The sequence below is a fragment of the Pectobacterium wasabiae CFBP 3304 genome, assembly GCF_001742185.1.
GTDB classification, from domain to species: domain Bacteria; phylum Pseudomonadota; class Gammaproteobacteria; order Enterobacterales; family Enterobacteriaceae; genus Pectobacterium; species Pectobacterium wasabiae.
Map to the genome: position 1 here is coordinate 3,490,405 of NZ_CP015750.1, position 21,024 is coordinate 3,511,428.

The window sequence follows — 21,024 nt, forward strand, 5'->3', positions numbered from 1 at the left end:
GGTATACCCGTGTATCTCGATATTGCAGCAGGGATCAGTCGTTTTAATCCTCCCTTACGTGAAGGAGTAGCTCAATGGATACGTGTCGCATCACCATGGCGCAAGCGCTGGTCAGGTTTCTCAACCAGCAATACATCAGCGTAGACGGTGAAGAATCCCCTTTTGTGCAGGGTGTCATGACCATTTTTGGTCACGGTAATGTGCTGGGCATCGGCCAGGCGCTGGAGCAGGAGGCGAACCGCCTCACCGTCCATCAGGGGTGCAGCGAACAGGGAATGGCGCACATCGCCGTTGGGTTTGCTAAACAACACAAGCGGCGGAAAATCTATGCGGTGACTTCTTCAGTAGGGCCGGGGGCGGCAAATATGGTGACCGCTGCGGCGACCGCCACCGCCAACCGCATCCCAGTACTGCTGCTGCCCGGCGATCTCTTCGCCTGCCGCCAACCGGACCCGGTGTTGCAGCAGGTTGAGCAATACCACGATCTGTCGATTAGCACCAATGACTGCTTTAAACCGGTTTCCCGCTATTGGGATCGTATTAATCGCCCCGAACAACTGATGAGCGCGCTGATTAATGCCATGCGCGTCCTGACCGATCCGGCAGACACCGGTGCGGTAACGCTGTGCTTACCGCAGGATGTACAGGCGGAAGTCTGGGATTATCCGATATCGTTTTTCCGCAAGCGCGTCCATCACCTCGAACGGCGTCCGCCGGATGCCACGCGACTGGATGAAGCCGCGGCGTTGATTGCGAGAAAAAATCGTCCAATGCTGATTTGCGGTGGCGGCGTTCGTTATTCCGGCGCACATGATGCGCTGGCACAGCTTGCTGAGCAGTTTGCGATCCCGTTTGGCGAAACGCAGGCGGGCAAGGGCGCGATCGTTTCATCACATCCACTGAACTGCGGCGGTATTGGCGTGACGGGGGGGCTGGCGGCGAATCGGCTAGCGCACGAGGCAGATCTGATTATCGGCGTCGGGACGCGTTTAACCGATTTTACCACCGGCTCCAAATCGCTGTTTCAGAACCCGAGCGTCGAGTTTTTACTGCTAAACGTTGCCGAGTTCGATGCGTTAAAATTGGATGCACTGCCTCTGATCGCCGATGCCCGTGTCGGGCTTGAAGCGCTGAGTGAACGGCTGGCGGTGGCATCGTATCGTAGCGGCTGGCAGCAGGCTGTTGATGAGGCGCGTGCGGAATGGGAACGCGAGCTACAGCGGCTGTTTACCGTGCAGGATAAGGGGGAACTGGTGCCCGAAGTGGTGGATGGTCTGGAAGACAAGCTGGATGAATACCGCCAGACGCTGAATACCCACCTGACGCAAACGCGCGTGCTGGGCATACTGAATGAGGAGCTGGAGGATAATGCGATCGTGGTGGGTGCAGCGGGCTCACTGCCGGGTGATTTACAGCGCGTGTGGCAGGTGAAGACGCCGGACAGCTATCATCTGGAATATGGTTACTCCTGCATGGGGTATGAGATTGCGGCGGCGATTGGCGCACGCCTTGCGGCACCGCAACAGCCTGTCTACGCGATGGTCGGTGACGGCTCCTATTTGATGCTGCATACCGAACTGCAAACGGCGGTGCAAGAGGGCATCAAAATCACCGTGTTGCTGTTCGACAACGCGGGCTTTGGTTGTATCAACAACCTGCAAATGAGTCAGGGAATGGGCAGCTTCTGTACGGAAAACCGCTACCGCGATGCGGAGTCGGGGCAACTGCGCGGTGCGCTCATTCCGGTAGATTTCGCCAAAAATGCGGAAAGCTACGGCTGCAAAGCGTGGCGGGTGCATGATGAAGCCTCACTCAGGCAGGCGCTGACGGAATCACGCCAGCACGCGGGACCGGTGCTGCTTGATATCAAGGTTCTGCCGAAGACCATGACGCACGGCTATGAATCCTGGTGGCGCACGGGCACGGCGCAGGTCGCCGACAATCCAGAGATTGAGACTGCGGCCAATAGCGTGAAAGCGGCGCTCTCCCGCGCACGGCAATACTAGGTGATCTCCCCTGCATCACTGTCTCTTAGTCGCATTTTTTATGAAAACTAAGAGACGGTTTCGTGCGCGATAGTACCGTCACTTTCATGCTACCCCGTAGCACGCGCCCGACAAGGGACGGCTCAAACGCCGCTCGCCCCTTGACCCCAGGCTTTTTGGCGGAAATTATGCCGCTGACGCGGTTCCTTCGTCGGTATCAGGCTTAACGGACCGCTTGCGACACGTTCCCTACGTGGCGCAAGCTTTCGCCGCGTCCTGCGGCTCATCCTAAGCCTGCTATCTCCTCAGCATAATTTTTTACGCCGGATAAGGGCAAAATTCGTGGTGACACCCTGTAGTTGCATCTCCGAGATGGTTGAATGCAATGGGAGGGAATAAGTTGAAATATTCATTTCATTTTCAAACCGCAGTTTCATTTTTCCTACTGCTATACGCCAGCACCTGACCGATCCCCTGATAGTCATGTCTATCCCCATAAACGTTCTCACGTGATGTGTGATTGGGGTTGCAGAAAACAGCGAAGATGTCATGAAAATGTTAACTGACGCGCAAAAATATAATTTTCAATTTATACAAAATTGAAATAAATGTTTTATTTTATCTATCAGGATTTGCGGTAAAAGTGGGTGATGGGACTGGAGAGAATGAAATTCACCGTTATCCCGTCACTTTATCCGTCTGGCGTTAAATATCACTCAGGTAGCAAGGGAGCATCTATGTTTAACATCGCTTTACTGGGCGCGGGCCGTATCGGTCAGGTCCATGCAGTGAACATTGCGGCACACAAAGAAACCAACCTGTACGCGGTGGTCGATCCCAACCCCGCAAATGCCACCGCGCTGGCCGAACGTTACCATACCAAAGTACAAACGGTTGACGAGGTCATGAACGATCCCGCCGTGCACGCTGTCCTGATTGCCTCCGCGACCGACACGCACGCTGACTTGATTGAGTTGGCCGCCAAGCATGGCAAAGCCATTTTCTGTGAAAAGCCGGTGCATCTGGATATTGCTCGTGTTCGCGACTGCCTGACCGTCGTCAAACAGCAGAACGTGCCGCTGTTTGTTGGGTTCAACCGCCGCTACGACCCACAATTCCGCCGCGTCAAAACGCTGGCTGGCGAAGGCAATATCGGCAAACCGGAATCCCTCCTGATTATCTCCCGCGATCCTTCGCCACCGCCTGCTGAGTATGTCCGCGTTTCCGGCGGAATGTTCCGCGATATGACGATCCATGATTTCGATATGGCGCGCTTCATTATGGGCGAAGAGCCGGTGTCGGTCTTTGCACAAGGCAGCAATCTGGTTGATCCGGCGATTGGCGAGGCGGGCGACATTGATACCGCATTTATCGTGCTGAAATTTGCCTCAGGCGCGATGGCGACTATCGTCAACAGCCGCCGCTCCGGCTACGGCTACGATCAGCGCCTCGAATTGCACGGCGCGAAAGGTGTGCTCACCGCAGGCAATATCCGTGAAAACGTGGTCGAGCAGTGGACAGATGACGGTTGCTTGTCCGCGAAACCTGAATATTTCTTCCTGCAACGCTATCACGCGGCTTACGCGGCGGAATGGCAGCACTTTGTTGATGTGCTGAATGGTCGGACGCAGCCGGAATGCTCCGGGCTGGATGGTGAGAGGGCGTTGAATCTGGCGGATAAAGCCTTTGAATCGCTGGCTCAAGGCAAGGAGGTCGCCGTGTAACCGTATCGGCACTCCGCGTTTTACCTGCTTTCAACCCTACACCGATTCTATAGCAATCGATCCATAACAACAGAAGCAGAGAAAAGACATATGAAAAAGCTCATCAGCGTTACCGCAATCGCCATCGCACTGGGTCTGTCTGGTTTTGCTCAGGCCCAAAATGAACAAATCGTTTTCAGTACGCCGAATCTCGCTATGCCGTTTGAAGTTCACATGCAGCGCACCGCCGTCAAAGCCGCCAAAGAACTGGGCGTGAATTTGCAGGTGCTGGATGGGCAGGGTAGCTCGCCGAAGCAGGCCGCCGATTTAGAGAATGCCATCACGCGTGGTGCGCAGGGCTTTGTGGTGTCACCGAATGACGTTAATGCGGTTTCCAGCGCGGTGACCGAAATTCAGGATGCCAAGCTGCCGGTGGTGACGCTGGATCGTTCGGTGAAAACGGAAAAAGCGGTGCCGCATTTTGGCGCTAACAACTACAAAGGCGGTCAGGCGATTGCCGATTATGTCAAAACCAAATTCCCGAACGGTGCAGAGATCATTCTGCTGACTGGTCAACCGGGCTCTTCTTCCAATATCGAGCGGACGCAGGGGATCCGCGACAGCCTGAAAGCGGGTGGCAGTAAATACCACATTGTGGCTGACCAGACGGGGAACTGGATGCGTTCAGAAGGGATGCGCATCGTTGAAAGTGTTTTTCCTTCGCTGCCTAAACGTCCGCAGGTGATCCTCTCCGCGAATGACGATATGGCGCTGGGCGCGATTGAAGCGTTACAGGGCCAGGGGCTGAAACCCGGTGAGGTGATGGTGACGGGCTTTGACGCTGTGCCGGAAGCGTTGGCTCGTGTACGTGACGGCTGGCTGGCGGTGACCGCCGATCAGCGTCCGGGCTATGCGGTAACCACGGCGTTAACGCAGTTAACTAATAACATCCGCAGTAAAGCGCCGATCACCGGGGCTGACTACCAACCGACCATGATTACCAAAGATAACCTGAACGATGCCGAGCGCATTGGCGAAGCGGGTAAATAAGTCGTTTTCCACACCATTATTAAATCATAAAAGGTATTCAGCAGGCCGCGACTGCGCGGCCTTGCGGGAGGAAGGTACGCATGACGGAACCCCTACTGAACATCACCGATCTGGCAAAGAGCTTCTCTGGCGTCTGGGCGCTGAGTAATGCGCAACTGACCGTACAGCCGGGAGAGATTCATGCGCTATTGGGAGAAAACGGCGCGGGTAAATCGACGCTGTTAAAAGCGCTGGCAGGGGCGCAGCCGCAGACCAGCGGTGATATCTGGTTTGGCGGTCAGCAACTGTTACCGCTCGAATCGCCGGTTGAACGCCAAAAACGGGGAATTATCACCATTTATCAGGAATTCAATCTGCTGCCGAATATGAGCGTGGCGGAAAACATGTTCCTGGGGCGTGAACCTCAGAGCAGTGGATTATTTGTCGACGCGCTGGCGGTCAATCGCGAGGCGAAAGCGGTACTGGATTACCTGAAATTGAACATTGCGCCGACGACGCAGGTGGCGCGTTTGAGTGTAGCGCAGCAGCAGATGGTGGAGATAGCCAGAGCGCTGACGCTGAACGCCAAACTGATTGTGATGGATGAACCATCGGCAGCGCTGAGCGATAGCGAAGTCGACAGCCTGCATCGCGTGGTTCGTGAGCTAAAAGGTCGTGGCGTGAGCGTGGTGTATGTGACGCACCGACTCCATGAAGTTTTCCAACTGTGCGATCGCTTTACCGTGTTTCAGGATGGCCGCTACACCGGTTCCGGGGATGTCGCCAGCACCAACGTGCAGGAGATTATTCGCCTTATGGTCGGGCGTGACGTGGTGTTTAACCGTCGTCCGCCTTCCGAGACGCATCATCAGGATAAACCGGTACGTCTGGCGGTGAAGGGCTTAAGCCGAGAAAAGCCGCCGCTGGATGCACACGGCATCGCGCTGAAAGATATCAGCTTTCAGGTGCATGCGGGCGAGGTGCTCGGCATCGCCGGGCTGGTTGGTGCAGGGCGCACGGAAATCGCACGCTGCCTGTTTGGTGCCGATGCGTTCTCTAGCGGTGAGTTTGTGCTGGATGACGCGCCTTATCATCCGTCCACACCCCTACATGCGCTGTCGCAGGGTATCGCGCTGGTGCCGGAAGATCGCAAGAAAGAGGGCGCGGTACTGGGATTGTCAATCAGGGAAAACATCTCGCTCTCCAACCTCTCGTCGCTCATGCGCTGGCGCTGGTTTGTGAACACCCGTAAAGAAGACGATCTCATCGACGCCTACCGTCAAGCGCTGCACATCAAGATGGTGAACAGCGATCAAGAGGTGCGCAAGCTGTCGGGTGGTAACCAGCAAAAGGTGATTCTTGCCCGCTGTATGGCGCTGAACCCGAAGGTATTGATCGTGGATGAGCCCACGCGCGGCATCGATGTCGGCACTAAGTCCGAAGTGCATCAGGTGCTGTTCGATATGGCGAAACGGGGCGTCGCCGTGATTGTGATTTCCTCCGACCTGCCGGAAATCATGGCGATTTCCGACCGTATTATCACGCTCAGCGAAGGGCGGATCAGCGGGGAAATTCATGGCGATGACGCCACAGAAGAAAAACTGATGACGATGATGGCCATTTGCCACGACGCATTACACGCAGCATAACGGAGGTGACGCATGTCCCAGCAGCCGCTTTCTAAGACCATTACGCCGTCCAATCCGCGCGGACGTTTTGACCCGATTGCCTTTTTTGAACGCTTTGGCGTGTTTATTTTCATGATTTTGCTGCTGATTTTCTTTCAGTCGCAGAATGGCAACTTTCTGTCCGAACGCAACATCACCAACATCCTTACCGAAGTGTCCATCTACGGCATCATGGCCGTAGGGATGACATTCGTCATTTTGACTGCCGGGATCGACCTGTCCGTCGGCTCGATTCTGGCGGTATGTGCGATCACTGCTGCCTCGGTGATTAAAGGCGACAACTTTACTACCGTCGATCCCGATGCCTGGTACGGCCTGAGCTGGCTGGTCGCGTTAGGCGTCTGTCTGGCAATGGGCACCTTTATTGGTTTCCTGCATGGGTTAGGGGTGACCAAACTGCGTCTGCCGCCGTTCATCGTCACGCTGGGCGGGATGACGATCTGGCGTGGATTAACGCTGGTGATGAACGACGGTGCACCGATTGCGGGCTTTGACCCCGGCTATCGCTGGTGGGGACGGGGCGAGATCCTCGGTATTTCGGTGCCGATCTGGATCTTCGCCTTGGTTGCCTTGCTGGGCTATCTGGCGCTGCATAAAACCCGCTGGGGTCGCTTCGTCTACGCCATTGGCGGCAACACCGAAGCTGCGCGACTGGCGGGGGTGAATGTGCAACGTGTATTGGTCAGCGTCTATGTTGTGATTGGCTGTCTGGCCGGACTGGCGGGATTTATTCTCAGCGCCCGTCTCGGTAGCGCAGAAGCGGTCGCGGGGATCACCTTCGAACTGCGCGTCATCGCCTCGGTGGTAATCGGTGGCACCTCGCTGATGGGCGGCTATGGCCGGATCAGCGGTACGATTATCGGTTCGATCATCATGGGTATTCTGATTAATGGACTGGTGTTGATGAACGTATCGGCCTACTACCAGCAGATTATCACCGGGTTGATTATCGTGCTGGCCGTGGCGTTCGACACCTATGCCAAGAGCCGTCGCGGCGCTATCTGATCCGCGCCTGTACCGAATCTTTTTTTACACCGAGGTGGATATGAAGAATGTACGCATTGGGTTAATCGGCACGGGCTATATCGGGCGTGCACATGCTATTGCCTACGCGCAGGCACCAACGGTCTTCCCGCTGAAAGGCAATCTGGTGAAGGCCATGCTGGCGGAAGTGTCGCCAGAACTGGCGGCTAAACGGGCGCAGGAGTTCGGCTTTCAGCGCTCAACCGGGAACTGGCGTGAACTGGTGGCGGATCCCGACATTGATGTGGTGGATATCTGTGCGCCGAACTTTCTGCATAAGACGATGGCGATGGCGGCCATCCAGCACGGCAAGCATGTTTACTCGGAAAAACCGCTGGCACTGAACGCGCGTGATGCCAGAGAAATGGTCGATGCTGCGCAGCGGGCGGGCGTGAAAACGCTGGTGGGCTTCAACTATATGAAGAACCCGACCTCACAGTTGGCCAAAGAGATTATCGCTAGCGGAGAAATTGGCGAGGTGGTGCATTTTTACGGTACGCACAATGAGGATTATCTGGCCGATCCGAACAAACCCGCAGACTGGCACTGCTTTAAAGAAACCGCAGGGCTGGGGGCGTTAGGGGATCTGGCGGCGCACATCGTCAACATGGCGCAGTATCTGGTGGGCGATATCGCCAGCGTCTGCGGCGATCTGCAAACGGTGATTACGCAGCGTCCGACAGCGCTGGGCAGTAGCGAGTGGGTTCAGGTGGAGAACGAAGATCAGGCGCATGCCATGGTGCGGTTTGCCAGCGGCGCACGCGGCGTGATTGAAACCTCACGCATCGCCTGCGGCCGCAAAATGGGCCTGACCTACGTGGTGACCGGCACCAAAGGTACGCTGAGTTTCACACAGGAACGCATGGCGGAATTGAAACTCTATCGGCATGACGAACCGGAAAATCGGCAGGGATTTAAAACGCTGCTGACTGGGCCACAGCATCCTGATTACGCGGCCTTCTGCGCCAGCGCTGGACACGGCATTGGATTTAACGATCAGAAAACGGTGGAAGTACGCGATCTGATCGACGGTATTGCGGCTGACGTACCCATGTGGCCGGATTTTGAAGAAGGCTGGAAAGTCTCGCGAGTTCTGGATGCGATAGTGCAGTCACACGAAACGGCGCGTTGGGTGAACGTGGACGAGGTGGGCTGATTAAGGCTTTTTTACGCGACTTTTTTTACAGGGTTTGCCGCTATGAGTAAGGAAAAGACGTTTGATGTGATTTGCATGGGGCGCGTTGCTGTCGATCTGTACGGGCAGCAAATCGGCGCGCGTCTGGAAGATATGGGCAGTTTTGCCAAGTATCTGGGCGGGTCGTCCGGAAACGTGGCTTACGGCACGGCGCGACAGGGGTTACGTTCTTCGATGCTGGCGCGGGTAGGCGACGAGCATATGGGACGTTTCCTGCGTGAAGAGCTGAATCAGGTCGGCTGTGACACCAGCCATTTGATTACCGATAAGGAACGCCTGACAGCGCTGGTGCTGTTGGGCATCAAAGATCGCGATACCTTTCCGCTGATTTTCTACCGTGACAACTGCGCTGATATGGCGATTTCACCGGAGGATTTCACCGAAAATTACATCGCATCGTCCCGCTGTCTGGCGATTACCGGTACACATCTCTCTCACCCTAACACGCGTGCCGCGGTGCTGACGGCGCTGCAATATGCACGGCGCAACGGGGTGAAGACGGCGCTGGATATTGACTACCGTCCGGTGCTGTGGGGGCTGACGTCGCTGGGCGATGGCGAAACCCGCTTTGTTGAAGCGCAGGCGGTCACGGCGCAGTTGCAGCAGGTGCTGTCGCTGTTCGACGTGATTGTCGGCACCGAAGAAGAATTCCACATTGCGGGCGGCAGCACGGATACCTTGCAGGCGCTGCACTCGGTACGGCAGTACACGCAGGCGGAGCTGGTGTGCAAACGTGGAGCGCTGGGCTGCTCGGTGTTTAGCGATGCCATTCCCGACCATCTGGATAAAGGCATTACGATCAAAGGTGTGCGCGTGGATGTCCTTAACGTGCTGGGCGCGGGCGATGCATTTATGTCCGGCCTGTTGCGTGGCTATCTCAACGGTGAAGGTTGGGAGAAAGCCTGTGCTTACGCCAATGCCTGCGGAGCGCTGGTGGTATCACGCCACGGCTGCGCACCAGCCATGCCAAGCAAGATTGAACTGGATAACTATTTAGCGCGGGCGGCGAGCGTTCCGCGTCCCGATCTGGACGAAGAGCTTAACCATCTACACCGTGTTACGACCCGCCGTAAACAGTGGCATGAGCTGTGCGTGATTGCCTTCGATCACCGCAGCCAATTGGAAGACATGGCGCTGAACTGCGGCACGGAAATCAGTCGTATTCCGGCGTTGAAGAAACTGATTCTGCGTGCGAGCTATGATGCGGCGCAGCAGGCAGGGCTGGAGAGCAAAGCCGGTCTGCTGTGTGACGGTACGTTCGGACAGGATGCGCTCAACGACATCACCGGAAAAGGCTGGTGGATTGGCCGACCGATTGAGCTACCGGGATCGCGCCCGTTAATCATGGAACGCGGCAACATCGGTTCACAACTGGTGAGCTGGCCGCTGGAGCACGTGGTGAAATGTCTGGTGTTCTTCCACCCAGAAGATGCTCATGCGCTGCGGCGCGAGCAGGAAATGAAGGTGATGGAGGTCTATCAGGCCTGCCGTCAATCGGGTCATGAACTGCTGCTTGAAGTCATTCTTCCTGTAGGGATGGCGCACAGCGATGCGCTTTATCTGCGCGCCATTCAGCGCTTCTACAATCTTGGCGTGCGACCAGATTGGTGGAAGTTGCCACCGCTGTCCGCCGAAGGTTGGGAACAGCTCACGCCGCTGCTGGCACAGCGCGATCCTTACTGTCGCGGCGTGGTCATCCTTGGGTTGGATGCGCCGCTGGAAACGCTGCAACAAGGCTTTAGCGCCGCCGTCAATTTCCCGATTGTGAAAGGGTTTGCCGTCGGGCGCACGCTGTTTGCCCAGCCTGCGCAAAAGTGGCTGCGCAACGAAATCGATGACGCCGAATTGATTGAGCAAGTTAAACATAACTACCTGCAACTGATCGCCGTCTGGCGTCAGCGCGGTTAACCCATTTCTCTGTGTTTGAATAAGGGACATAACATGACTGTTCAACTTGGTATAAATCCACTCACTTGGACAAATGACGATCTGCCTTCTCTGGGCGCGGACACACCGCTGGAAACCTGTTTGAGCGAAGGGCGGCAGGCGGGCTTCGTCGGTTTTGAATTAGGTAACAAGTTCCCACGTCAGGCCAGCGTGCTGGGGCCAATCCTGCAAACGCACGACTTGCGCTTAGTTTCTGGCTGGTATTCCGGTGAGCTGCTGACCCGCTCGGTTGAAGAAGAGATCGAAGCGGTACAGGGGCATCTGGCGCTGTTGCGCGACCTCGGCGCGACGGTGCTGGTGTTTGCAGAAGTGACAGGCGCGATTCACGGCGACCAGCAGAAACCCGTTCATCTGCGTCCGCGTTTCCCCGAAGAACGCTGGCCGGAATATGGCAAAAAGCTGACCGAATTTGCGCGCTACACGCAAAGTCAGGGCGTGCAGATTGCTTACCACCACCATATGGGCACGGTGATTGAAAGCGCGCAGGACGTGGATAATTTGATGGAGCACACCGGGCCGGAAGTTGGGCTGCTGCTGGATACGGGTCACCTGACGTTCGCGGGGGCCGATCCGGTGGCGGTGGCGAAACGCTGGATTAATCGCATTAATCACGTTCACTGCAAAGATATCCGCCCAGACGTGCTGAAAGACGTGAAAAACCGTAAAACCAGCTTCTTGGATGCGGTGCTGAGCGGCGTCTTCACCGTACCGGGCGATGGCTGTGTGGATTATCCGGCGGTGTTCAGCATCCTGAAAGCCAATAGCTACAGCGGATGGCTGGTGGTCGAAGCGGAACAGGACCCAGCCGTCGCGCATCCGTTAACCTATGCAACGCTGGGCTACAATAACTTGCAACGTTTCGCCCAGCAGGCGGAATTGATCTGATTTGTGGTGATATAGGAGGCAAAAGATGTCCCGACTCTTATCTCGTCATCGTGATCCTGACGAACACGGACGGACGCAGCACATTACGCCGGAAACGGCGGGCTGGCGATACGTGGGATTCGATGTGTATCAACTGGCATCGAAGCAGGTGCTATCGCTGCCCGCCAGCGATAACGAACGCTGTCTGGTGCTGGTCGGCGGCAAAGCTACCGTTGTCACGCCGAGTGAGCGTTTCGAGCAGATTGGTGACCGAATGAGCCCGTTCGAGCGCAGGAAGCCTTATGCGGTTTATGTCACGACTGGTGAAACGATTACGGTGACGGCTCACTCGGCGCTGGAGCTGGCAGTGTGCGCCGCACCGGGGTTCGGCACGCACCCAACTCGGCTGATCGCGCCGCCGAATATTGATGCCGAGCAGCGTGGCGTCGGCAATAACCAGCGCTATGTACATAACATTTTGCCGGAAAATAAAGCGGCGGATAGTCTGCTGGTGGTCGAAGTGTACACCGACGAGGGCTGTACCAGTTCCTATCCCAGCCACAAGCATGATGTCGATAATCCGCCGCAGGAAACCTATCTGGAAGAAACCTACTACCATCGGTTGAATCCAGAGCAGGGGTTCTGCCTGCAACGCGTCTATACCGATGACCGTTCATTAGATGAATGTATGGCGGTGTACGATCGGGATGTAGTGCAGGTGCCGCGCGGCTACCATCCGGTCGCCACGATTGCGGGTTATGACAGCTATTATCTGAATGTGATGGCCGGGCCTACGCGCCAGTGGCGTTTCACCTGGGAAGCGGATCACCAGTGGATCAATAGTCCGGAATATGCGGATAAGCACAGGTAGGGCAACGCGTTGAATACTGACAAATGTGCTTAATAATGGGCAGTGGCTTATGAGCGTCTGTAGGCTGCTGCCATATTATTCGAGGATGTGTATTGTTGAAAAATATTAAAATTCAATATGTTAGTTTTATTTATCTGTCTGCAAGTCGCTTTCATAATCTTGTCCACCATGCCAAATGCCCAGAACGGTTACTATTCTTTTTTCTTTCTCTACCATAAAAGCGATGAGTGTTCGTTTGCTGTGGTTAGTGACACGCAGTCCAGGCAAGATATCGTTGCGCTGATTTCCTCTTTCAGGGAATAGCTCAAGTGATTCACAGTAACTGATAATGCTTTCTGTATAGCTGAGTGCGGTTTTGGGGGACGCAACTTTCGCTATGTAGCGGTACAGTGCCGCGAGTTGCTCTTCCGCTTCCGGTGCGAACACTACCCTGTAATCCATTACTCTTCTCCGGTCATTTTCCTGAACTCGGTTTTTAATCTGCTTCTGATGTCGTTGCTGCTTAGACTTTCTGTTTCACTGCGTTGTAGCGCATTCCAGGCGGGAACGACTTGTTCCTGTAGCCAGTTCTCTACTGCATTATCACGAGCAATGAGTGCTCGAAGCCCTTCCCGAATGACCTCACTTTCTGACGCATATTCACCGCTGGAAACTCGTGCTTTCACCTGCGCCGCCATTTCATTCGGTAGCGTTATACTCATCTGTTGTGTTGTTCTCATTGCTTACCCCTTTAACATGCTGATAGGATTTAATCATACTCACTATTTCCCATCTTGTCAGGGGTGAACCACCGAATCAGGCGTCTCAGTTCACCGAAATATTGTCGAGTTTGCCTTCTTTCAAATAACCAATGTGATTGGCCATGAGTTCAGCTTCCTGCTCGCTATGCGTAACCAGGAGTGCGGTTTGTCCGGCGTCTCGCAGGATATCGCGGACTTCCTGCCCGAGTCGTTTGCGGCTGTCGGGGTCGAGGCTGGATAGCGGCTCGTCGAGCAGCAGCACGGCGGGTTGAGGCGCTAATGCGCGTGCTAGCGCGATTCGCTGCTGTTGTCCGCCGGACATTTCATGTGGGTATCGCTGTGCCAGCGCGGTGAGATCGACCAACTCAAGCATGGCGCGAACGCGCGATTGTTGCAGATCCTTCGGCTGTTTTCGCAGGCCAAAGGCAATATTCTGCGCGGCGGTCAGGTGGGGAAACAGCGCGTAGTCCTGAAACACCATCCCGACGTTGCGCTGTTCCGGTGGCAGATGCAGGTCTGGGCTTGCTACACAGCATCCGCCAACGTGAATCGTTCCCTGACTCACGTGCTCGAAACCTGCAATGGCGCGCAACGCTGTGGTTTTGCCGCATCCAGATGCACCCAATAGACAGGCGAGTTCCCCCGCGACAACCTGCATGGAAAAACCGTTCAGCACATGATGGAAATTATGCTTGTGCCCGTAGGCGACGTGGACATTATTCAGAACGAGTGTAGCCTCAGACACCTTGACTCTTCCTCATGTTTTTCATTCTTTCTCAACCGACGTTTTTAACTGGCTGCGTGCCAGCAGCACCACCGGAAGCGTGCCGGCCAGCACGATCAGCAGTGCGGCAATCGCGCCTTCCTCATAGGTGCCTCTGGCCGCTTCGGCATAGAGGACGGTCGCTAGCGTCTCGAAATTGACGGGCCGCAGCAGCAATGTCGCGGGGAGTTCTTTCATCGCATCAGCAAACACCAGTAGCGCACTGGTCACCAGCGCTGGGCGCAGCAGGGGAAGATGCACGCGGAAAAAAGTGACCAGCTCGCTTTCACCTAGCAGACGCGACGCCTGTTCCATTACGGGGGGAATTCGTGTCAGCCCAGCATCAAGCGCACCTATCCCAATCGCCATAAAGCGAATAGCGCAGCAGATAACCAGCAGGATCCCAGCGGAAAGTAGGGGCAATCCCTTATAGCCGCTCAACTCGGCGAGAAAATTATCTGTCGCCATACCGGGCGTTAGCAGGCCAATCGCCAGCACCGTACCGGGAACGGCGTAACCTAGCGAGGCGATTCTCAATACGGCGCGGCGTCGTTCTGGCGATCGGTCGGTGATGGCCGAATGACGGGCATACCACGCAATAATCAGGCTAACGACGGTGACGACCAGCGTGACGCCAACGGCCAGCAGCAGCGAGTTTTGTAATGACCGTATCAGACCAGCGGAGATCGTCACGCTATCCCCCAGCCGTTTGGTGCTTTCCCATGCGAGAAAGAGGGCAGGGGCGATGAAGCCGAGCAGAATCGGCAGCAGGGTTGCGCAGGTCGCCAGCCCAGCGCGAACGCCTTTCAACGGCGCGGGTATGATGCCGCGCATCTGTCGGCTGGTGCCGTAACGCTGGTTTTTTCGGCCGTAATATTCCAGCGTCAGCAGCAGAATGACCACTGTTAGCATCGTGCAGGCAATCTGCGCCGCGGCGGGCAAATCCGAACGGGTGACCCAAGTGGTGTAGACTGTCACGGTCAGCGTATTCACCCCAAGGAATTCAGACGCGCCAATATCATTTAACGTTTCCAGTAACGCCAGGCTGGTGCCGACCGCCAGCGCAGGGCGCGCCATCGGCAGGGCAACGTGCAGGAAGGTGCCTGTGGCGCTCAACCCTAGTGTGCGTGCCGCTTCCAGCAGGTGTGCGGGTTGACTGATAAACATGGCACGCATGGTTAGGTAAACGTATGGATAGAGCACCAGCCCGAGTAGCAGAATAGCGCCTGTCATTGAGCGCAGATCCGGCAGACGGAACTGACGAGGGCTGTCATAGCCGAGAAGACTACGGATCACTTCCTGAATCGGGCCGATGGGGTGCAGTAGATCGAGCCAGGCAAAGGCAACAATGTAGGTTGGCATCGCCAGCGGTAGCAGTAGTGCCCAGCTAACGAACTGTCTGCCAGGGAAATCAAATGCGGTGACCAGCCAGGCGCAGCCCGCGCCAATCACCATCACTAATGTGCCGACGCCGATCAGCAGAATCAATGTATTGAGCGCGGCATCGGGTAGCACATAGCGCATCAGGTGATCCCAATGGCCGACACCTGCGCCAGCCGCTAGCCACAGCAGGGAAACCAGCGGAGCCAGTACGCCAAGCGCAATGACAACGGCAGTGATGCGAAGTGGAGAAAAAAAGAGGCGCGGCCGCCTGAAGGCGCCGCGCAGGGTTGACGAACCGGTCTTATTGATCGAATCCAACTTTATCTACCAACTGACTAGCCTGTTTACGGAATTTAACGATGTCAGTCAGCGGAATACTATCCACATTAACTTCACCAATCGCGCTGCCGATAGTGGAATCCAGCGTGACGCCTTTGCGTACTGGGTATTCATAGTTCGCCTGAGCGTAGAGCTGCTGGGCTGGTGCAGAAACCAGATATTCCATCAGCTTCACGGCCTGATCTTTATGCGGTGCATGGCGTGCCACAGCAGCACCAGTGATATTGACGTGCGTGCCGCCGTTTTCAAAGTTCGGTTGAACCACCTTGATGGCATCGCCCCATTTACGGGCATCGGTGCCTTCTTTGGCATTCTTCATGTGGCCGACATAATAAGAATTCGCCAGACCCACATCACAGATACCGCCGAGGATATCGCGTGCGACGTCGCGGTCACCGCCAGTGGCCTTACGTGCCAGATTGTCTTTCACACCACGCAGCCAAGTTTCGGTTTTAGCTTCGCCATGGTGTGCGATCATCGCGGCAACCAGTGCGGTGTTGTAAGGGTGTTGACCCGCACGGATACACACTTTGCCCTTCCATTTCGGATCGGCCAGATTTTCGTAAGTAATGCTGGTCAGCGGCAGTGATTTTTCCGCATAGAGCACGCGGGAGCGCATCGACAGGCCAAACCACTGGTTGTCTTTATCGCGCAGCGCGGCTGGGATGACATCGGTTAACGTGCTGGACTGAATCGGCTGGGTTATGCCAGCTTCCACCAGATCGATCAAGTTGCCGGCATCGACGGTCATCAGCAGGTCAGCCGGTGAGTTTTGGCCTTCCGCCTTCACACGCTCCAGCATGCCATCCTTGATGAACACGGTATTCACGTTGACAGATGTCTCTTTAGTGAAGGCATCAAGCAGTGGCTGAATGAGTCCAGGCTCGCGCGTGGTGTAGAGGGTCAGAGAATCCTCTGCGGCGGCAGGCAATGCATAGGCCACCATCAGCGATGAGGCCAGCGTGAGCAGGCGCGCTTTTTTGCGCAGAACAGACAGCGTTTTTGACATGTTATTATCTTCTCCAGAGTGAATGTGATGCGTAAATTAATAAAATAAGGAGATATTTTCGGCAGGTAACTAAAACAGTATATGATAATAACTCTTGTTTGCAATCTCATTGACGCAGTTTGTTCACTATCGTGATGGGAGTCAACATACCGGCTCCTCTGGAGAGATCGCGGATCTCTGTGTCGGTATATCGTGGTGGTTGGTGGCTTTGAGTAGGGCTATTGCTACGGCGTCTGGCTTACGGATAGCCTGCTGATATGAATAGTTAATCCGGTAAACTATTCTTTCGGTAAGGATCGTGGATTTGCCATTCTCAACAATAAAATGTTGCTTCTGGTCACGAGCGTAAAGTTCCAGCAGAGAAATTTTCAGCCCGATGTTGTCAATTCTACCGACTAACGTAATGACTGTTTCTGCGCCAATGTATGTCAGCGAAAAAAAGATCAAATCCGCATTTTTGACGTCATTACCGCACATTAGTGAATTCTTATGCTGGTGTAATCATCTGGTTATTATCTGATGAGCGCGATCCGGCATTTTTGGCTGTATCCAGAGTGAGTTTGCCATCTTCTAATTTCAGTCCAGTAATGGGAGAGAGTAGATCAAACAGGGGTTTTAGCGGATCTGAATTTTTTCCTGATTCCCCAGTCATAAAATTGAAATCCATTTCTATCATGTACTTCAGGCGGGGACATAACCTTCAGGTGCCTGTGCTTGCTCGATTAATGGCAGGCTTTCATGGTGTGCTAACACCATTTTAAAAAATTCAGTTTGTTTAAACTCACCGCGATTCCACTCCATCTTACTTTGGGCTATGGCCATTGTGCGCCAGACTTCTTCTTGATCGTAAGCTTCGCTCCAGGCTGCTCTTCGCTCATTTACGGTAAAAGTTCCACTGTTGTCATAAGTAATCAGCGCTAGTTGTTCACGAGATAAGCCTCTGAAAGGGTTGCTTCCTTGGCGGTTATTATACGCCGTAGCTTGTTTCGCTCTGGCTAATCGCTCAGGATCATCGCTATCAGGTATTTCTGCATCGTGCGCTTTTTTGTTATTGGCGTAATTCTCGCCGAGGATCTCATTATTCGCGCTTTTGGCTTTGGCTGCCAATGTACTGCGGTCACTAGTGGCATCTCTGGCCTCGGCTCTGATGGCGGCATCGCTCAATTGCCTTGCGAGTGTTGATATTGAGCTGGTTTTACCCGATTTATCTGGGTCTACGGAGGATGAAAACAACTGAGCGTTTGTTGAGGGGGCTTTTGCTTTAGCGGTACCCGCTTCTGTCAGTTGATTAACAGTGGATGTTGTTGATGCTTTCTGTATATCAATCATTTAGTGCCTCGTTGTTCTCGGAGGACGGGATAACCCCATCATGCGGAATACGAAGCTGCATTCTGTCGCTGTAAAAGCTAAGTAAACCGATTCTCGTATAGCAAATCGGCATTTTATTGAGAAAGTTTAATTGTTTATGGTTATTTTGATGATGGTCTACGGCTGATGAGGAGGTATCCTCCAGCGTGTTTTAATCGCGAGTGACATTGCTTAGCTTGGTAATTACTTGTTGCTGTAAACAGTTACGCTGAGTAATCAAATGTAGGGTACAGGGGCGCTTGTTAGGTCAAAAGACATCCAGCGCCTGTTTTTTAATTAGAATGGGTACTAAAATCCTAGGTTAAATAATTCGAATCGCGGAAAAATCGCACGGATTTATCTTGAATTATTTAAAGTATATATTGATTTACCAGCCGCAGACGTTGGTTTCTTCATCTGCATCGTAACCACGGACGATATTAACCAATTCCTTCACCGCTTCAGCAGAATTTGTTTTGTCTTTTAATTCATCAAGCGTGGAGAAATCTTTGTCAACGGATACACCATTATTATTATTTGTTACCGTCAGTAAAAAACCTTTTTTATTTTCACTGGCTAATGGCAGTTCATTAATCAGTTCTGCGACTGCGCCTGCGGCAAAGTCTGGCACATAAAAAGCCATCGGTTTAAGATAAACTTTCTCTTTTTTTTCATTATTATCGCAGTTCAGCAGTGTTAATGAGTATCCTTTGTTTTCACTTGTCATGATATTTACCTCAACCTTCTATCAGGATTTTTGGATCGACATAAAAATCTACATTGAATAGCGTATCATCAGATAACGCTTCAATCCTATGCCATTTTTCCGCAGGAAATACGCCAAATTGTCCGGCTTCGATCGTTAGTGTTTCGACGGGCTCAGAGCTTGTCTCATCAGCATACCCATAATAACGAATCGTCCCTTGCATCACACACAAACGCGGGTAAACACCTTGACGTGTTCCTGCGTCTAAATGGCGCTGCCAGATCGACGCTGGTGCCGTCTCTTTTGTCCAAAAAGGCGTTGTACGGGTATGAACATAATTTGCGGGTATGACAATTCGTTCCATGTTTAAACCTCATGCTTTACCCAGTCACACTGTGGACTGGAAGGAAAAAACCATATAGTGCATATCATATACCTCTTTTGAAACTTGTGAATTATTTTTTGCTAATTAATTTTTTACAATACCGAAACACTTCGTAAAAAGGCTCTATTATCAGGGATCGGTGTTTCGCATTCCGGTTATTTTTCTCCGTTGCTGAGTTGAGAGGACGCTCACACTAAGGAATAGTTACATTAAGTTATTTATTAATGACCTACTTATTTTGGATAGTACATTAGCAAAATACCCTCATCGCTACTCAATTGTAGTTATTGTTAAGTGTAAATCAAAAGAGTAAGAATAAGAAAGTATAACGCTAGTCTATGATGAGGTTTTAACTCAAATGAAAAAGAACGTGAAACTCAGTTCATTTTATTACGGCTTCCCTGTTTTTCTTGTTACAACGACGGATAATAGCAACGGGAATATTAATGTCGCTTCTATCTCATCGTCAATTTCTCTCGGTGATAAAATTATTATCGGTGTCAGTAAAGGAAGCAAAACATACGATAATTTATTATCTGGATCTGATGTTGTTATCAATATCCCTGATTACAAACTTTGGGAGAAGGTTGAAGCACTCGGTAAGTTGACCGGAAGCGATACGCTATCTGAAGGCCAGATAAAATGGGGTGTTCAGATATGTCACGATAAATTTTCCAAAGTTGGTCTTCATACTGAATCCTCTACAGATATTACGCCACCTCGGGTTATTGAATGTCCTATCCAGGCAGAGTGTAAGACGGTTAGCACGACAGATAAAGGTCGTTTCATTCTTGTCGAACTGGATATCGTTAATGTTTGGGTGGACAGTGAGTTATTAGGTTCAAATGATGTTATCGACTCGTCGAAATGGAAACCCCTGATATATAACTTCCGCGAGTACGATACTACGGGTGATGCATTAGGCTTTAATTTTAAATACGGCCATTAATGTCCTAAATAACTTTGCATATTATCGCTCCACTTTAGCCAGACCATGATGATTGCCGGGGAACGGTGAGGCCGCATTCATAAATTGATTTACCCGACCCAGCAATTGCCACATATATCGGCACTGATGGTTACGCGTTATGGTTTCGTGCAACGACAGCCACAGCAATTCTATTGGATTCAGCCACGGCGAATACGTTGGCAGGAACAACAACCGGAACTTCTTATTTTTCTCCAGCCAGCGCTCCACCTTGTGGCTTTTATGGATAATGTAGTTATCTACCACTATCGTGAGCGTTTTTGCTCGCCGGTATGTGCGCCGTAATGCCTCTAACAGGTTGATAAATAAATCAGTGCACTTGCTGTTACCGCCGACATAATGGACTCGCCCCGTGTCCGAATGCAGTGCACCTGCCAGATAATGTTTTTGGTTATGTCCCGGCGTAGTAATACGCTTCTGTTGTCCTTTGAGCATCCAGTCCGCGCCGATTTTCGGGTTCAGGTCGATATCGACTTCATCCTGATAGAATACCGGATGGTCTGTCTGCTTCCGGGCGACAGCGTGTTCGATAGCGAGTCGCTTTTCCTCATAGTGCGGGTCTTTGATTTTCAGTGTCGGTGCGGCTCTGCGCCAGACAATACCCGCTCGTCTCAGGTAGCGGTGCAACGTGGCGGGATGAAGCGCTACATTAAAAAGCCGATTAACGATAAGTGCCAATAACTCAGTGCTCCAGCGGGAACGCAGCCAGCCAAAGTCCTGAGGGGAACGCTGAACCAGAAGCGGCAAAATATGCAGGATATCCGCGACTGGCCAACGTGGTTCTCGTCCAGACCTGAGGCTCTTTAATCCTTCAACGCCATGTAAAGTAAACCAATTTATCCATCTTCCGACGGATGAGCGAGCGGCACAGAGCAGTCTTGCGACGTCGGTGACGGTCATTCCCCGATGCAGCATCAGTATGGCGATGAGTCGTCTGGAATGGTTTTTATCGCGAGTCTGCTGGGCTTCTTTACGCATTAGTCGTCGTTCTTCATCAGGGATTGCTGCTATGATCGGCATCGCTCAGTCCGGTTGGTGATTTGTTTTGATTTGGCGATT

21 protein-coding genes are annotated in these 21,024 nt (G+C 53.1%); 10 read left to right on the forward strand and 11 right to left on the reverse strand.

Annotated features, from left to right (window positions below):
* Positions 1-74: 74 nt before the first annotated feature.
* From iolD to iolB, 9 genes are all read left to right on the forward strand, one after another.
* Positions 75-2,006: a 3D-(3,5/4)-trihydroxycyclohexane-1,2-dione acylhydrolase (decyclizing) gene (iolD, locus tag A7983_RS15805; protein ID WP_005974126.1), complete on the forward strand. Its 1,932-nt coding sequence runs from the start codon at positions 75-77 to the stop codon at positions 2,004-2,006.
* A 716-nt stretch (positions 2,007-2,722) separates the two neighbouring features.
* Positions 2,723-3,709, forward strand: a complete 987-nt coding sequence (gene iolG / locus A7983_RS15810) for an inositol 2-dehydrogenase (RefSeq protein ID WP_005974129.1) — start codon at positions 2,723-2,725, stop codon at positions 3,707-3,709.
* 90 nt (positions 3,710-3,799) lie between these two features.
* Positions 3,800-4,738: a substrate-binding domain-containing protein gene (locus A7983_RS15815; RefSeq protein WP_005974132.1), complete on the forward strand. Its 939-nt coding sequence runs from the start codon at positions 3,800-3,802 to the stop codon at positions 4,736-4,738.
* Between the two features lie 80 nt (positions 4,739-4,818).
* Positions 4,819-6,366, forward strand: coding sequence for a sugar ABC transporter ATP-binding protein (locus A7983_RS15820; protein ID WP_005974135.1), 1,548 nt, complete (start codon positions 4,819-4,821; stop codon positions 6,364-6,366).
* 12 nt (positions 6,367-6,378) lie between these two features.
* Positions 6,379-7,410 (forward strand): ABC transporter permease, encoded by a 1,032-nt coding sequence (locus tag A7983_RS15825; RefSeq protein ID WP_005974138.1) that lies wholly within the window; start codon positions 6,379-6,381, stop codon positions 7,408-7,410.
* A 40-nt stretch (positions 7,411-7,450) separates the two neighbouring features.
* Positions 7,451-8,584, forward strand: a complete 1,134-nt coding sequence (locus tag A7983_RS15830) for a Gfo/Idh/MocA family protein (RefSeq protein WP_005974141.1) — start codon at positions 7,451-7,453, stop codon at positions 8,582-8,584.
* A 42-nt stretch (positions 8,585-8,626) separates the two neighbouring features.
* A complete protein-coding gene (locus tag A7983_RS15835) occupies positions 8,627-10,531 on the forward strand; it encodes a bifunctional 5-dehydro-2-deoxygluconokinase/5-dehydro-2-deoxyphosphogluconate aldolase (protein ID WP_005974143.1) in 1,905 nt (634 codons plus the stop codon).
* Between the two features lie 33 nt (positions 10,532-10,564).
* Entirely contained in the window at positions 10,565-11,455 is an 891-nt protein-coding gene (gene iolE / locus A7983_RS15840; RefSeq protein ID WP_005974145.1) for a myo-inosose-2 dehydratase, read from the forward strand.
* 25 nt (positions 11,456-11,480) lie between these two features.
* Positions 11,481-12,305: a 5-deoxy-glucuronate isomerase gene (iolB, locus tag A7983_RS15845; protein ID WP_005974148.1), complete on the forward strand. Its 825-nt coding sequence runs from the start codon at positions 11,481-11,483 to the stop codon at positions 12,303-12,305.
* 126 nt (positions 12,306-12,431) lie between these two features.
* Here the strand turns inward: iolB and A7983_RS15850 are convergent, their stop codons facing one another.
* The 10 genes from A7983_RS15850 to A7983_RS15895 form a co-directional block, all read right to left on the reverse strand.
* A complete protein-coding gene (locus tag A7983_RS15850) occupies positions 12,432-12,746 on the reverse strand; it encodes a type II toxin-antitoxin system RelE/ParE family toxin (RefSeq protein WP_005974155.1) in 315 nt (104 codons plus the stop codon).
* Positions 12,746-13,024: a ribbon-helix-helix domain-containing protein gene (locus A7983_RS15855; protein WP_005974158.1), complete on the reverse strand. Its 279-nt coding sequence runs from the start codon at positions 13,022-13,024 to the stop codon at positions 12,746-12,748. The genes A7983_RS15850 and A7983_RS15855 overlap by 1 nt, the downstream gene beginning before the upstream one ends.
* Before the next feature lie 85 nt (positions 13,025-13,109).
* Positions 13,110-13,790, reverse strand: a complete 681-nt coding sequence (locus tag A7983_RS15860; RefSeq protein ID WP_005974163.1) for an ABC transporter ATP-binding protein — start codon at positions 13,788-13,790, stop codon at positions 13,110-13,112.
* Between the two features lie 21 nt (positions 13,791-13,811).
* Positions 13,812-15,509 (reverse strand): ABC transporter permease, encoded by a 1,698-nt coding sequence (locus tag A7983_RS15865; RefSeq protein WP_039477457.1) that lies wholly within the window; start codon positions 15,507-15,509, stop codon positions 13,812-13,814.
* Positions 15,493-16,539, reverse strand: coding sequence for a Fe(3+) ABC transporter substrate-binding protein (locus tag A7983_RS15870; RefSeq protein ID WP_005974168.1), 1,047 nt, complete (start codon positions 16,537-16,539; stop codon positions 15,493-15,495). The genes A7983_RS15865 and A7983_RS15870 overlap by 17 nt, the downstream gene beginning before the upstream one ends.
* A 141-nt stretch (positions 16,540-16,680) precedes the next feature.
* A complete protein-coding gene (locus A7983_RS15875; RefSeq protein ID WP_005974171.1) occupies positions 16,681-17,016 on the reverse strand; it encodes a hypothetical protein in 336 nt (111 codons plus the stop codon).
* 10 nt (positions 17,017-17,026) lie between these two features.
* Positions 17,027-17,215, reverse strand: a complete 189-nt coding sequence (locus A7983_RS24755; protein WP_322788152.1) for a hypothetical protein — start codon at positions 17,213-17,215, stop codon at positions 17,027-17,029.
* A 5-nt stretch (positions 17,216-17,220) separates the two neighbouring features.
* Positions 17,221-17,868, reverse strand: coding sequence for a hypothetical protein (locus tag A7983_RS15885; protein ID WP_069704150.1), 648 nt, complete (start codon positions 17,866-17,868; stop codon positions 17,221-17,223).
* Positions 17,869-18,274: 406 nt separating this feature from the next.
* Complete coding sequence (locus tag A7983_RS15890) at positions 18,275-18,613, reverse strand: DUF1869 domain-containing protein (protein ID WP_005974176.1); 339 nt, start codon at positions 18,611-18,613, stop codon at positions 18,275-18,277.
* Positions 18,614-18,623: 10 nt separating this feature from the next.
* Entirely contained in the window at positions 18,624-18,956 is a 333-nt protein-coding gene (locus A7983_RS15895; protein WP_005974178.1) for a DUF1971 domain-containing protein, read from the reverse strand.
* A gap of 379 nt (positions 18,957-19,335) precedes the next feature.
* Between A7983_RS15895 and A7983_RS15900 the strand changes: the two genes are divergently transcribed.
* Positions 19,336-19,926: a flavin reductase family protein gene (locus A7983_RS15900; RefSeq protein WP_005974181.1), complete on the forward strand. Its 591-nt coding sequence runs from the start codon at positions 19,336-19,338 to the stop codon at positions 19,924-19,926.
* Positions 19,927-19,947: 21 nt separating this feature from the next.
* Here the strand turns inward: A7983_RS15900 and A7983_RS15905 are convergent, their stop codons facing one another.
* Entirely contained in the window at positions 19,948-20,985 is a 1,038-nt protein-coding gene (locus A7983_RS15905) for an IS630 family transposase (protein WP_005968447.1), read from the reverse strand.
* Positions 20,986-21,024: the final 39 nt, after the last annotated feature.